Annotated in this window: 11 protein-coding genes; 2 read left to right on the plus strand and 9 right to left on the minus strand. The window is 65.6% G+C overall.

Translation table 11 applies throughout. The features are described 5' to 3' along the window. The 3 genes from AB0M74_RS10100 to AB0M74_RS10110 are packed head-to-tail and all read right to left on the minus strand — an operon-like array spanning position 1 to position 2,701. Complete coding sequence (locus AB0M74_RS10100; RefSeq protein WP_364904246.1) at positions 1-651, minus strand: PIG-L family deacetylase; 651 nt, start codon at positions 649-651, stop codon at positions 1-3. Continuing rightward, positions 648-1,430 carry a glucose-1-phosphate cytidylyltransferase gene (locus AB0M74_RS10105; RefSeq protein ID WP_364904248.1) on the minus strand — a complete coding sequence of 261 codons (783 nt, stop codon included), beginning with the start codon at positions 1,428-1,430 and terminating at the stop codon, positions 648-650. Before AB0M74_RS10105 ends, AB0M74_RS10100 begins: the two co-directional genes overlap by 4 nt. After that, complete coding sequence (locus AB0M74_RS10110) at positions 1,427-2,701, minus strand: class I SAM-dependent methyltransferase (protein ID WP_364904251.1); 1,275 nt, start codon at positions 2,699-2,701, stop codon at positions 1,427-1,429. Before AB0M74_RS10110 ends, AB0M74_RS10105 begins: the two co-directional genes overlap by 4 nt. Positions 2,702-3,192: 491 nt before the next feature. Between AB0M74_RS10110 and AB0M74_RS10115 the strand changes: the two genes are divergently transcribed. After that, positions 3,193-4,704 carry a sugar transferase gene (locus tag AB0M74_RS10115; RefSeq protein WP_364904253.1) on the plus strand — a complete coding sequence of 504 codons (1,512 nt, stop codon included), beginning with the start codon at positions 3,193-3,195 and terminating at the stop codon, positions 4,702-4,704. A 10-nt stretch (positions 4,705-4,714) separates the two neighbouring features. Here AB0M74_RS10115 and AB0M74_RS10120 read toward each other — a convergent pair whose 3' ends face one another. Then, complete coding sequence (locus tag AB0M74_RS10120; RefSeq protein WP_364904256.1) at positions 4,715-5,377, minus strand: biliverdin-producing heme oxygenase; 663 nt, start codon at positions 5,375-5,377, stop codon at positions 4,715-4,717. Positions 5,378-5,428: 51 nt separating this feature from the next. After that, positions 5,429-7,003 carry a threonine/serine exporter family protein gene (locus AB0M74_RS10125; protein ID WP_364904258.1) on the minus strand — a complete coding sequence of 525 codons (1,575 nt, stop codon included), beginning with the start codon at positions 7,001-7,003 and terminating at the stop codon, positions 5,429-5,431. 148 nt (positions 7,004-7,151) lie between these two features. Here AB0M74_RS10125 and AB0M74_RS10130 point away from each other — a divergent pair, with 148 nt between their 5' ends. Beyond that, the gene (locus AB0M74_RS10130) at positions 7,152-8,006 is read left to right on the plus strand and encodes a TIGR03619 family F420-dependent LLM class oxidoreductase (protein WP_364904794.1); all 855 of its coding nucleotides are present in this window, start codon (positions 7,152-7,154) and stop codon (positions 8,004-8,006) included. A gap of 70 nt (positions 8,007-8,076) precedes the next feature. Here the strand turns inward: AB0M74_RS10130 and AB0M74_RS10135 are convergent, their stop codons facing one another. The 4 genes from AB0M74_RS10135 to AB0M74_RS10150 all read right to left on the minus strand — a co-directional run bounded on the left by AB0M74_RS10135 (position 8,077) and on the right by AB0M74_RS10150 (position 13,398). Then, positions 8,077-9,999: a VWA domain-containing protein gene (locus tag AB0M74_RS10135; RefSeq protein WP_364904261.1), complete on the minus strand. Its 1,923-nt coding sequence runs from the start codon at positions 9,997-9,999 to the stop codon at positions 8,077-8,079. Between the two features lie 182 nt (positions 10,000-10,181). Then, the gene (locus tag AB0M74_RS10140; RefSeq protein ID WP_364904264.1) at positions 10,182-11,816 is read right to left on the minus strand and encodes an ABC transporter permease; all 1,635 of its coding nucleotides are present in this window, start codon (positions 11,814-11,816) and stop codon (positions 10,182-10,184) included. Beyond that, positions 11,813-12,748, minus strand: a complete 936-nt coding sequence (locus AB0M74_RS10145; RefSeq protein ID WP_364904267.1) for an ABC transporter ATP-binding protein — start codon at positions 12,746-12,748, stop codon at positions 11,813-11,815. The genes AB0M74_RS10140 and AB0M74_RS10145 overlap by 4 nt, the downstream gene beginning before the upstream one ends. Further along, positions 12,748-13,398, minus strand: coding sequence for a TetR family transcriptional regulator (locus tag AB0M74_RS10150; RefSeq protein WP_364904270.1), 651 nt, complete (start codon positions 13,396-13,398; stop codon positions 12,748-12,750). The genes AB0M74_RS10145 and AB0M74_RS10150 overlap by 1 nt, the downstream gene beginning before the upstream one ends. Positions 13,399-13,465: the final 67 nt, after the last annotated feature.

Raw genomic sequence — 13,465 nt, forward strand, 5'->3', positions numbered from 1 at the left:
TCATTTCCCTCCCAAATCGAGGACAACCTTATCGATCACGAATGCCTCGGCGTACTCGGCCCGGCACTGCACACCACGTAGTCGGGCCAGGCCGGTGAACGCCTGCTCGTCGAACCAGTCGCGGCCTGCCTGAGACGGATAGTGCTTCAGCAGCAGCCTGGCCTTCGCCTCCGTGCATTCCGTGCTGACCGGGTGGAATACGGTGGGCTGTGGCGTGTCGGTCTCCCACTTGAGGATCTCGTAGCCGAGTATCAGGTGGTTGCGGAACTCGGTGGGCACCAGCTCCGCGAGCAGCCGGTGGTCCTGGTGGGCATCGCCACGCTGTGGGGCGAAGACCAGATCCGGATCCGACTTGCCACGGAAGTGCTGCACGGCGTTCTTGATTCGGTCCCAGTGCGCAGGCGCCCTGCCATCGGGAACATCGAGCACGGTGAGATCGAGATCGGCATTCGGACAGAATGCGGCCAGCGCCGTCTGCTCCTCGAACTCCCGCTCACTGTCGCCGCCGGAGATCACCAGGGCGCGGACCCGCAGACCGGGATGCTTGCCGGCAAGTGTCAGCAGGGTGGCGCCCATACCGATGGCGATGTCGTCGCAATGCGCACCGAGCACAGCGATTTCGGTCAGCGGCGCGGTGGTCAGCGCGATCATGCGTCCTGCTCCTCCCACACCATCCACGGACGGACACCGGTGCGATAGCCCGCGTCGAGCTCGGCGCGTTCTTTGAACGTGTCGGCGGGCTTCCAGAAGCCTTCGTGCTGGTAGCCGAACAAACGCCCCTGTCCGGCCAGGGCGCCGCAGGCGTCTTCGACGAGATCGCCGCCCGGCGGCAGCAGGTCGAGAACTTCCTGGGTGAGCACGAAGTAGCCGCCGTTCTCCCAGATCGGCATCCGAGACACGGGCATGATCTCTTTGACCTCGCCGTTGGCCGTCATGTCGACGCAGTGGAACGAGGACTGTGGTGGTACGACCATCATCGATGCGGCGGCGCCGGAAGCGGTGAACTTCTCGATCATCTCGTCCAGCGGCGCGTCGGTGAGGACATCGGCATAGTTGGCCAGGAAGGTTTCTTCGCCCTCGAGATAGGGGCGCACCCGGCGCAGCCGTTCGCCGATCGCCGACTGGACGCCGGTGTCGACGAAGGTGATCGACCAGTCGCTGATGTCGCTGTGCAGCAATTCGACGCGGCCGTCGCGGATCACGAAGTCGTTGGACACCGATTCCTGGTAGTTCAGGAAGAAGTTCTTGATGTGCTGGGCGCCGTAACCGAGGCACAGGATGAAATCTTTGTGTCCGAAGTGTGCGTAGTAGCGCATGACGTGCCACAGCAGCGGTCGGGGGCCGACCATCTGCATCGGCTTGGGGATCACGTCGTCGGAGCCGTCACGCATCCGCATGCCGTAGCCGCCACAGAACAGCACAACCTTCATCGCGCAGGCCTTTCGGTGTTTTGATTGCTCGGATCGGCGCCGGAGTCCAGCGCGGCGAAGTGCAGCGTGGGTAGTGGATAGACGAGCTGGGCGCCCCATTCGGTGATGTGGCGAAGCTGCTCGGTGATCTCGGCTTCGAGATTCCAGGGCAGGACCAGCACGACATCGGGCCGATCGTTGTCGATCCGCTCGGGCCCGTGGATCGGAATCCTGGTGCCTGGCGTGAACTTCCCGTGCTTGTACGGGTTTCGGTCGACCGTATAGTCCAGCAGGTCTGGTCGGATGCCGCAATAGTTGAGCAGCGTGTTGCCTTTGCCCGGTGCGCCGTAGCCGACCACGCGCTTGCCTGCGGCGCGCTGTTCGAGCAGATAGCCGAGCAGCTCCTGGCGTACCGCATCGGCACGCGGTTGCAGGTCACGGTAGCCGGCGATGTCGTGGAGACCGGCGGCTTCCTCGGTGCGTAGTACCTCGAGCATCCGCTCGCTCGGCTCGTCGGCGACCGCCTCGGGTCGTGCCCAGAGCCGAATCGAGCCGCCGTGGGTGGCAAGCAGTTCGACATCGACCACCGTCAATCCGGCGGTGGCGAGGGCCCGCTGGGCCGAGAGCACCGTGTAGTACTGGAAGTGTTCGTGGTAGATCGTGTCGAACTGGCCCAGGCGTATCAGGTTCAGCGCATGGTGGACCTCGATGGAAAGCCAGCCGTCGTCGGCCATGAGCTCGCGCAGCCCGCGGGTGAAACCACGCAGGTCGGGGACGTGCGCGTAGACGTTGTTGGCGACAACCAGGTTCGCAGGCCCGTGCTGGGCGCGGACCTTCGCGGCGGAATCCTCGTCCAGGAAAGTGGTTTCGGTAGGTACGCCCGCCAGCCGGGCGGCCGCGCCGACATTGACCGACGGCTCGATCCCCAGGCACCTGATCCCCGCGGCGACTGCGTGCTGGAGCAGGTAGCCGTCGTTGCTTGCAGCTTCCACTATGAACGAATCCGGTCCGAGGCCGAGCTTTTCGATGGCGTGGGTCACGAAAGCTTCGGCATGCCGAACCCAGCTATCGGAATACGATGCAAAGTAGGCATACTCGGTGAATGTTTCCTCGGGTGTGATCAATGCGGGAATTTGCAAAAGGAGACACTCGTCACACAAGCGCAGATGCAATGGGAAGGTGGGTTCGGCGAGATCGAGTTCGGCTGCGGCGAGGAACTTCTCGCACGGCGGGGTCGCACCGAGGTCGAGAACGCTTGATAGCTTATTGGAATCACAGAGTCGACAACGCATGCAGGCCCCACTTCTGCGGCTAGTTTGATCGCCCGGCGTATTACCGGCACGCCCCAGACGTCGGTGTGATCCAGTGAGACGTTACAACGAATCGCCTGCATGGCAATGATGAAATCGTCTGGGTGATGGCGGTTTCTGGACGTATTTCTCCCATTGACGATCGGCAGCATCCGAACAGTTACCGCTGATGTCCGGGGCAATACCCTCATTGCGAAGCGCGATCGTGGGTGGCGCACGTGCGCCACCTGCTCGGTTGTCGCTGCAACCATCTTGGGGTGGCGAGCGGGAAGCTGACCAACTGGCCGTTGGCTATCGCGTGGAACGCTTTGCGGCCCTTGTGATTCGATATGTGAAACAGATTGTGTTCTGTAACAATCGGCTTCTGGTCACCGACTGATGGAACACCCCAGGCGGTCAGGCTGAGCCGAGGGGACCGATCGATGTCGATCGGGGGCAACGAGTTTCTCTCCCAAGGGGAGGTGCGTCTTCTTATGAGCTTCGAGCTCACCGATGGCGACGATCTGGATGTATCCGGACCGCCGCTGACTTCGCCGCGTTCGGAACGCGAGCGCTGGCAGGCCGAGTATGTACGGCGGTTGGCCGCAACGGATTCTGTGGTCATCGCCGTCGCTGTCGGGTTGGCGCAGGTCATTCGCTTCGGTGGGCCGGTCGCACCGCCCCTGGCCTGGCCGATGCCTTATGAGGTGGGCTATATAGTTGTCTCTACAACATTAGCTTTGGCCTGGATAACCTTTTTGGCCGTGTGTAATACCCGGTCACCACAGGTGGTCGGCATCGGCTCGGAGGAATACCGGCGGTTGGTCTCGGCCACATTGCGATTGTTCGGTTTCCTTGCTATCGCGTCGCTGATCTTTCAGATCGAGTTCGCGCGTGGTTATCTGGCGATCGCCTTGCCGCTCGGCTTGCTCGGGCTGATGTTCAGCAGGTTGCTGTGGCGGTTGCACGCGCGTGGGCGCCGCGGTATCGGTGAGTACCGCACATCGGTACTTGTGGTGGGTGGTGCCGAGGCGGCACAGGCGATGGCGACCGCGTTCTCGCGGGACCCGGACTCCGGCTATCAGGTGGTCGGTGTATGCATTCCGGACGGCGTCGATGGAAGCATTGCCTACGGCATCGAAGCATCGGGACGCACCTATTCGGTGGTCGGCGACGACCGGTCGGTGCTGGAGGCGGTGCGCCGCAGTGGCGCCGACACCGTCGCAGTCACCGCGACCGACCATCTCGGCCCGGTCGAATTGCGGCGCATGGCCTGGGAACTCGACCCGATCGGGGTGGAACTGATCGTGGCTCCCGGCGTGGTGGACATCGCGGGCACCCGCCTGACGAACCGTCAGGTTGCAGGCATGCCGATGCTCCATATCGCGAAACCGCAGTACGACCGTGCCAAGTCGACCGGCAAGGCGGTGTTCGATGCCTGCTTCGCCGGCGCGGTGCTGCTGACGATCGCGCCGGTGATGCTCGCCATCGCGCTCGCGGTCAAGCTGACCAGTCCGGGGCCGGTGTTCTACCTGTCGGAGCGAATCGGACGTGGCGGTAAGCCTTTCCGGATGATCAAGTTCCGCAGTATGTATGTCGACGCAGACAGCAATGTCGCCGCACTCATCGAGCGCAACGGCGGCAACCCGGTGTTCTTCAAGATGAAGGACGATCCACGCATCACGCCGATCGGGCGTGTCATCCGCAAGTTCAGCCTCGACGAGCTACCGCAGTTCCTGAACGTGCTCGGCGGGCAGATGAGCGTGGTCGGGCCGCGACCGCAGGTGCAGCGCGAAGTGGACTCCTACGACGGCAACATGCGGCGCAGGCTGCTGGTCAAGCCGGGGGTCACCGGATTGTGGCAGGTCAGCGGGCGATCGGATCTGTCGCTGGAAGATTCGGTGCGACTGGATCTTTCCTACGTCGAGAACTGGTCGATGGTGCTGGATCTGCTGCTGATCGCCAAGACCATCGGCGCCGTGGCCCGCGGCGAAGGTGCGTACTGAACGCCCTTGGTCAGGACGGCCGCCGAGCCGGGAATTCGGCGGCCAACTCCTCGAAGACCGCGGTGTTCATGGCGAAGGCGCGCTTGCCTTCGTCGAGCACCCTGCGGCGCTCGAGATCGTCGAAGGGCAGTTGGTCCAGTAGGGCCCGGTATTCGCGTTTGAAGGCGGCTGGGTTGCCGACGGCATCGAAGACGTAGAAGCGCACGCCATCGCCGCGATGTGGCAGGTTCCACAGTTTTTCGGCGGTGCCGCGGATGACCTGTCCGCCGGACAGGTCGCCGAGGTAGCGGGTGTAGTGGTGGGCGATATAGCCGGCGGGCCATTGGTGTGCGCACTCGACGATGCGGGCGGCGTAGGCGGCGGTCGCTGGCAGCGGACGCAGGTCTTCGCGCCAGGCCGGTCCGATCAGGTGGGTGAGGTCGCGTTCCAATTCCGCGGTCCTCGCCAGCTCCGGTCGGATGAACGGGCCGGCGACCGGATCGTCGGACAGGTTGTTCCAATGCCCTTCGAGTGCGCGATAGATGAACCAGAGCTGACCGGTGTAGCGGTGATAGGAGTCGACACCGAGTGCGCCGCCGAGCATGTCGCTCATGAACCGGGAGTTCTCGGCCTCGGTGTGCTGTTCCTGGGTGGCGGTACGGATCGCCGTCGAGAACGGAATTGTGTCCGACATGTCCGAAACCACCTCGCTATCTCGCGGGCGTCCGCGGTATGGCTACCCTAACTAATTGGTACGACGATACCGGGTCATCGCCGAAGTCGCACGGGAGTCCCGCAACGCGGCACGGAAGCCGCGGTCGGCTCGGCGGCGTCGCACGATCGGTCTGCGCAGCGCACCGAAGCGGCTCAGGATCCGGGGCCTGCGCACGGTGCGGTCGAACCATTCGCCGAGGGTGACGCCCGCGGCGAGTGCGCAGCCGACGCCGATGGCTGCGAGCAACTGGTTGGCTCCGATCAGCAACTCGTCGTTGAGCAGCGCATAGAGGCCGCGGTACACGCTGAGTCCCGGCAATAGCGGAGTGATGCCCGCGACCGCGACGACCAGCGGCGGCGTCAATGCCCGACGTGCCATCAGACCACCGGCCAGGCCGACCAGGGTCGCGGCTACGCCAGAGGAAACCACCGGTCCGAAACCGGTCTGCTGCACGAGCAGATAGCAGATCGTGCCCGCGGCACCGCTGCATGCGGCGGCGGCAAGCGCACGCCGCTCGGCGTAGCAGGCGAGGGCGAAGGCCAGCGTCGCGACCGCGCCCGCGAGCACCTTCACCGCCAGGTCGGTGATGTCGCGGCTGGCCAGATACACCGGCGGGACCGTGGCGCCGAGGAGGTCGCCGATCCGCAAGGCGACCGTGATGCCCGCGATGATGCCGCCGGTCATCATGACGACCTCGAGCATGCGCGCGGATGCGGTGATCGGTGCGCCGGTGATGGCGTCCTGCACCGCGCCGACCAGCTGCAAACCGCTGAGCAGCACGGTGATTCCGGCCGCGATGATCAGCGTCGGGTCGACATCGATATGCAGCGGCCCTGCCAGGGTGGCCAGGACGACTGCGGGTGCGGCCGCGATGGCGCCGCCGACCATGTGCTGGAAGAAGAACGGCAGCCCGAACCGATTGAGGACCCGGTTGGCCCGGTCGATCGCCAGGGTGGTTGCGAAACTGATCGCGGCGACGAGCACGCCGCCGCCGAGTAGTGCCGCGATGGCCGCGGCCAGCAGCGACCAGCCGAAGGTGGCCATCCAGCGGTGGTAGGGGTGCGGGGCCGAGGTGATGGCGTCGAGCGCGGCCCGCGCGTCCTCCGGGGGGACCACTTCGTTGCGGATGCGGCGCGTGAGTCGATCCACGGCGGCCAACCTGGTGAAGTCGAGCGACCGGTAATGCACGATCCGCATGGTGCTCGCGGGTGGCAGTTCCGGACCTCGATCGGCCCAGATCCTGATCGCGTCGTAGGTCACGTCGATGCTGCAGCGCGACAGTCCGTAGGTGGCGGCGATGAAACGCACCTGAGTGGTCGTGTCGATCACGCCGGTGCCCGACGCCAGCACCACTTCGCCCACGCGAACGGCAAGATCGAGCACCTCGGCGACGCGAGCGTCGTCGGCGAGATCGATCGGCTGCAGTGGGGTCGGGGCGGCAACGATGGTGTCGGCGGTGGCCTGCCGGTCGGCGACCAAGCGCCCGACAGCCTGACTCACCACCGGAATTCGCGGTGCCCGACGCCACCATCGGGCGCGTCGCCCGCCGAGTTCGTCGATCCGCGGATCGACGTCTTCTCCTCCCGAAAGTGCGTCAGAGCCCATGACCGCGAACCTAGTCATCTCGCGGTGTCGGCGTCATCCGCGCTGTTCGCGGCGGGCGTGTCGGTTCTTGTTCGGTGTGGCAACGGCCTTGGTCCTGTTCTGAAAAGGTGGTAGAACTTGTTCTAATTCGGCGATGGGAGCGCGTACGGTGCGGTACGGAATTGTGTTGTTCACCAGTGACCGGGGCATTACGCCCGCCGATGCGGCGGCTGCTGCCGAACAGGCCGGCTTCGATGCCTTCTATGTCCCGGAGCACACGCATATCCCGGTGGTCCGCGCCGCGGCGCATCCCCGCACCGGTGATGCGAGCCTGCCCGACGATCGATACCTGCGCACGCTCGATCCGTGGGTCGCGCTGGCCACCGCCGCCGCTGTCACCAGCAGGATCACCCTGTCGACCGCGGTGGCGCTGCCCGCTGAGCACCATCCGATCACCCTTGCCAAAACCCTCGCCTCGCTGGACCACCTGTCCGGCGGCAGGGTCAGTCTCGGCGTCGGATTCGGTTGGAACACCGACGAACTCGCCCATCACGGGGTGCCCGCCGGCAAACGCCGGACGGTGTTGCGTGAACATCTGGACGCGATGCGGGCCATCTGGTCGGAGGAGGAAGCAAGCTTCACCGGACAGTTCGTGAACTTCGGTCCGAGCTGGTCGTGGCCGAAGCCGGTGCACAAGCGCATCCCGGTCATTCTCGGTGCGGCGGGCACCGAACAGTCCTTCACCTGGTTGGCGAAGAATGCCGACGGCTGGCTCACCACACCGACCGAGGACGGTCTGGATACCAAGATAGAACTGTTGCACCGGGTCTGGCGCGAACACGACCGCACGGGAACCCCCGAAGTCATCGCGCTGGCCGGACGGCACGATGCCACCCAGCTCGCACAGTGGGCCGAATTCGGTGTCACCGAGGTGGTTTTCGGCCTGCCGGACCGCGACGCGGACGACGTACGCGCCTATCTGACTCGGCTGGCGGGAAAGCTGGGCATCGAAGCAGCCCACTGACATCGGCACTGCCACACAGATCTTCCGCCCGCCGCACCGGCAAACCAGGTGCGGCGGGCGGACTCCCATGCTAGTCGCGTCGCCTGCGTGCGAAGAACCAGCCACCGACCGCACCGAGCACACCGACGCCCACCGCCCCGACAATGGCCACCACGATCAACGTCGAGGACTTGGTGTCGGTCGCGCTCGCCGCGCTCGCGGCCTCGGGAGTGCGGCCACCGGTGGATTTTCCGCCGCCCGCGGGGGTGGTGTTCTCGCCGAAGACGCCGTCGGTGGCCGAAGTCGAATACTTCGGTCCGTCCTCTCGAGCACCGGACACGGTGAGGTCGAGGCGAATCGGGACCGGCTTGGTTCCGCCTTCCTCGAAGGTCGAGCCAACTTTGACCGCGATGTAATACCAGCCGGCGATCGCCTGCCTGCGAATCTTCAGGTCGTCGGCCTTGCGGTTGTTGTATCGGATCGGCACAGTCGCCAGCGCGGGCTTGTTGGACGGCAGCACGTTGTCGGTCCCGGTGTAGGCCGCGAAGTCTTCGTCGATCTCCTCACGGATGGGTGAGTACAGGGTGGTGCGGATGTTCGAGATGTTGCTCAGGCCACGGTTGCCGTTCTCGCCGTAGTGCACCCGATACGCCAGCCCTTGTCCCCAGTTCAACCGCACACGGTAGAAGACGAACTCGCCCGGCCGCAGGGTGTCGGCGTAGCTGCCGCTGCCCGCCAGGGTGGAGGCGACATTGAACGACCCACCGCCGGCCGTCGTGGTGCGTGCGCCGGTCGGTTCGGTGAAGGTCGTCCCGGGGCGGACGGCCACCGGACCGGGATCGGTTGCGGCGGGCTCGATTCCGACGAGCAATTCGATCGGCAGTCGTTCCGGTACACCGGTGGACACGTGGTCCCAGGTCAGCGCGAAGTAGTACCGGCCGCCACCTTTGCATTTATCGGAGCTGCCGCCGTCCTTACGTTCCTTGGTCGCACCGTCGAAAGCTTTGGCGACGGTGAGTGCTTCACCGTCGCTCGAGCTGGTCGTCATCTCGGATTCGAAGACGTTGCAGTCCTGGCCGTCTGCGCCGTAGACGCGCATGTGAAGGGTGTTGATGTCGTCGGTGGAGGAGATATTCGGCAGCCGCGGGAACGACAGTGTGCCGCTGAAGTAGGCGGTGGCACCCGTCGGGACATCGACCGCCCAGTAGCGCTTTTCCTTCTGCCCGATGGTGTCCAGATACTGACCCGGTGCGGCAACCGGTGCGGTGTCGTAGCTGCCGGTGCCGGTAATCGGCACCCCCGCCGCCTGATAGTTGCGCAGCGCGGCCGCGCTGACTCGTGGCAGCGTCCGTTCCAGCGTGGGGCCGTCGGCCGCGTCGGTGTAAGTGCCGCCGGTGGCCTGTGCCATGCAGGTCAGCTGGGCGCGGGCCTTGGCGTCCACGGCGAAACCGATCGCGTGCATCACCAGGTCGAGGCCCTGTTGCTTCAATTCCCTTGCGACCTCACACGGGTCGGGCGGGGAACAGGTGTCGTCGCCGTCGGAGACCAGCACGATCGAGCGCGGTCCCGACTTGGGCAACGTCGCTGCGGCTTGGCGCAGAGCGGTGCCCATCGGTGTCCAGCCGCTCGCCTTGATGCCGTCGACCGCGCTGGTCAGTGCCGCCTTGTCGAGCGTGTCCGGCTTGTGTAGCACCTGCACATCCCGGCACCCGGCCGGCTTGTCGGCCTCGGCGTTGCCGGTGCTTGTGCCGTAAACAGTCAGCCCTACCTTGGACTCGGCGGGCGCGGAGGCCACGAAGGTCCGCACGGCATTCTTGGCCGCGTCCATCATGGTGCCCGCCGGGTCGGGGCGCTGCATGGAACCTGATGCGTCCAGGATGAGCATGGTCGGCGCGTATCGAGGGGCCTCGGGGCTCTCCTCGGCGTGTGCGGGTAGCGCGGCAACGGAAAGGCTTGTCAGCCCGATGGCTATCGCCGCGGTGAACTCGGTCAGTCGCTTGGTAACTCTGGACATGGTCCTCGTCTGCTTGTGTCGCCTGCGGTATTGCGAGTCGGACATTACAGACGGCAACCAGTCGGTTCCCGTGTTCACAAGCTGATCGGCATGACAATCGTCCATTGCTGCTGGTTATCGCACCAGTTCGGCGCATGCGACGACCCGCCAGGAGCGGGAACTCCCGGCGGGTCGCCTCGCGCTCAGCGCAGGTCGCGGCGCCGGAAGGCGACGATGCCTGCCGTCAGCAACACGCCTGCGATCCCGAGCAGCCACAGCACCGGGGCCGCCTGGAAGGGCGCGCCGGGCAGCTTCGGCGGATGGACGAACGGCACCAGATCGACCAACCACTGCGGCAGCCCGTCGAGCGAGCCGAGGAAGAAGATCACCAGCATGACGCTCAGCACGCCCCAGGCGACCGGCGTGAATCGTGGCGCGATGCCGTAGATGGCCACCGCGATCCCGGTCACCACCCATACCGCGGGCAGCTGAACCGCCGCCGCGCCGAGGCCGTCGCCCAGTGTGGCGACCAGGTCGCCGTCCATCGCGCCGTAGACGAGGCCGATCGCCGCCCCGGCGATCATCAGGACGACCGCCGGACCGAGCAGTGCGAAACCGATGTGGCTCACCGCGTACCGCACCCTGCTCACCGACCCGGCCAGGGTCGCTTCGGCACGTTGACTGGATTCCTCCTCGTGCAGGCGCAGCACCGCGGAAATGGAGTAGGCGGCCGCCGCGACGGCGAGCATGGCGACGGCGAAGGTGATGAAGGAGTTCTGCAGGACGTCCGTGCCGCCAACTCGGGCGAGCATGTCGCGCAGCTGCCTGCTCTCGTCGAGCATCTTGCCGACGGAGTCGAGCGCGCCACCCATCAACATGCCGTAGAGGAGGAAGCCGATGGACCAGGCCAGCAGTGAGCCGCGCTGCAGCCGCCATGCCAGCCCGGTCGGTCCGGACAGCGTCGGCGCCGCAACCGGCGGGCCGGGGCGCTCCGCAAGCAACCCCGAGCCGGTGTCGCGACGGCTCAGCAGCACATAGGCGGCCGCAGTGGTGACCACCGCAACCGCCACGAGCGGAATCAGCACCCACCACCGTTCATCCGCGAACGGCCGCATCTGGATGCACCAGCCGAGCGGTGAAAACCAGGACAGCACACCGTTTCCCGCATCGCCGACCGCGCGCAGCGCGAACGCGGCGCCGAGCGCGCCGAACGCGATGCCGCGTGCGATTCGCGCGCCGGTGCTGACCTGGGCTGCGACCGCGGCGACACCGGCCCAGGCCAGACCCGATGCGGCCAGCGCCGACCCGAAGGCCAGCGAACCGGTGGCCGGCAGGTCGTTGGCGGTGAGCAGCAGTGCGCACAGGAGGCCGGCGACCAGGCAGCCTGCGGCGGTCATCAGCATGGCCGCGGTGAGTCCGGCGTAGCGACCGATGCTGGTCGCGCCGACCAGCTCGGCGCGTCCGGTTTCCTCTTCGACCCTGGTGTGCCGGATGATCGTGAGGATCGTCGCGATCGCGATGATCGCGAAATATGGTCCGGCCTTCCACAGGGCAATCGAGCCGAGTTCGGTGCTGAACACCGGCCCGTACATGGCGACGAGGGCCGGACTGTCGGTGATGGACTTGGCGTAGTTGTCGAGCTCGGCCTGCGTGTCGTAGACGCCCTTGGTGCTCGCGACGTAGGAGGCGGGCAGCAAGCCGAACGCGAGTACCCACAGCGGCAACACGATTCGGTCCCTGCGCAGGTAGAGACGAAGCAGCTGGACGGTACCCGCGAAGTCGGCCGAGCCGCGCACGGCAGGGGCCGCGTGGTGCCTGCCCGCGATGGCGGTGGTCATGCCCGCACCTTCTCTCCGGAATGCGTGGTGGCGGGCTGAGCGCCGTTGCCGTCGACGTGGTAGTGCCGCATGAACAGTTCTTCCAGCGTCGGCGGCGCGCTGGTGAGGCTGCGCACTCCGGTGTCACCGAGCACTCGGATCAACTCGCCGAGGTGCTCGCCCTCGACCTGACAGCGCAGTGTCGAACCGTCGAGTTCGACGTCCTCGACACCGGGGATGCGGGTGAGATCGCCTGGGTTGCCGATCAATTCGGCAGTGATGGAGGTGCGGGAGAGGTGTCGCATGTCCACCAGCGAGCCGCTCTCCACCGTGCGTCCGGCCCGGATGATGGTCACCCGATCGCACAGCGCCTCCACCTCCGAGAGGATGTGGCTCGACAACAGGACTGTGGTGCCGCGCTGGTTGGCCTCCGCCACGCATTCGCGGAATACCTGTTCCATCAATGGATCCAGGCCGGAGGTCGGTTCGTCGAGCAGCAACAGCCGCACGTCGGAGGCCAGCGCGGAGATCAGCGCGACCTTCTGCCGGTTGCCCTTCGAATAGGTGCGTGCCTTCTTGCGCGGATCGAGGTCGAACCGTTCGATCAGCTCGGTGCGCCGCCGCTCGTTGATGCTGCCGCGCATTCTGGCGAGCAGGTCGATGGTCTCGCCGCCCGACAGGGAAGGCCACAGCGTGACATCGCCGGGTACATAGGCGATGTCGTGATGCAGCGCGACCGCGTCGGTCCATGGATCGCGGCCGAGCAGTCGCACCTGTCCCGAGGTGGCGCGCAGGATGCCGAGCAGAATCCGGATAGTTGTCGACTTGCCTGCACCGTTGGGGCCCAGGAAGCCGTGGATTTCGCCATCGGCCACCGACAGGTTCAGTCCGTCGAGTGCAGCCACATGGCCGAAAGTTTTACGCAGGTCATGGGTTTCGATGACGGTGGTCATCACTTCTCCTCTTCGAGTGCGTCCAGCAGAGTCGAGTCGGTCAGTAGCCCCTGGGTGAAGAGCTCGAGCGCCGGGAGGGTCGTCAGGTCGGAAATTTCGCGAATTGCCTTGCGGTAGTCGATCTTCTTCTCGTGGTGCATGCGCATCTGCAGATACAGATTCATGGCTCCGACGTGGCAGAGCGTGATGTAGCGGGCTCTGGCCTCCGGATCGCGGCTCGGCTTTGCTCGGCCCGCGTCGACGGCGGCCTGGGTGTAGACCACCGCATCGGAGATCATGTGTTCGAGCAGGTCCTCGGCGAGCTGTCCGCCGGCCTGAAAGCTGCGCAGCATGTAGCCGACCACTGGTGCGTACACCTCGATTTCGGCGAGCGCGGTGAGCATCCCGCCCGGTCCGGGTTCGGCGATTGTCTTGGCTTTTTCGATCCGGATGATTTCCAGCACGCGTTCGTCGCAGGCGGCGCGCAGGCCGTCCTTGGAGCCGAAGTGATGGTTGACCAATCCCGGGGAGACGCCGGCGGCAGCGGCAATAGCGCGGACGCCGACCTGGAATCCGTGCTCACCGAAAACATCGATAGCGGAGTCCCGGATGCGGGCTGCCGTGTTCAGATCCGCGGAGGATCCTTGCGGTACGGGCTGTTGGCTAAACACATGTTCAATATACTAAACGAGCGTTCAATGTCCAGCAAGGCTTGGGTGAGGAATGTCGTGTCGTGGG

Source organism: Nocardia sp. NPDC051463, assembly GCF_040681975.1.
Classification (GTDB): Bacteria; Actinomycetota; Actinomycetes; order Mycobacteriales; family Mycobacteriaceae; genus Nocardia.

Bases quoted from the DNA above. Each gene is read 5' to 3' on its own strand.
- AB0M74_RS10100 (WP_364904246.1), bottom strand. From the start codon at position 651: ATGATCGCGCTGACCACCGCGCCGCTGACCGAAATCGCTGTGCTCGGT.
- AB0M74_RS10105 (WP_364904248.1), bottom strand. From the start codon at position 1,430: ATGAAGGTTGTGCTGTTCTGTGGCGGCTACGGCATGCGGATGCGTGAC.
- AB0M74_RS10110 (WP_364904251.1), bottom strand. From the start codon at position 2,701: ATGCGTTGTCGACTCTGTGATTCCAATAAGCTATCAAGCGTTCTCGAC.
- AB0M74_RS10115 (WP_364904253.1), top strand. From the start codon at position 3,193: ATGAGCTTCGAGCTCACCGATGGCGACGATCTGGATGTATCCGGACCG.
- AB0M74_RS10120 (WP_364904256.1), bottom strand. From the start codon at position 5,377: ATGTCGGACACAATTCCGTTCTCGACGGCGATCCGTACCGCCACCCAG.
- AB0M74_RS10125 (WP_364904258.1), bottom strand. From the start codon at position 7,003: ATGGGCTCTGACGCACTTTCGGGAGGAGAAGACGTCGATCCGCGGATC.
- AB0M74_RS10135 (WP_364904261.1), bottom strand. From the start codon at position 9,999: ATGTCCAGAGTTACCAAGCGACTGACCGAGTTCACCGCGGCGATAGCC.
- AB0M74_RS10140 (WP_364904264.1), bottom strand. From the start codon at position 11,816: ATGACCACCGCCATCGCGGGCAGGCACCACGCGGCCCCTGCCGTGCGC.
- AB0M74_RS10145 (WP_364904267.1), bottom strand. From the start codon at position 12,748: ATGACCACCGTCATCGAAACCCATGACCTGCGTAAAACTTTCGGCCAT.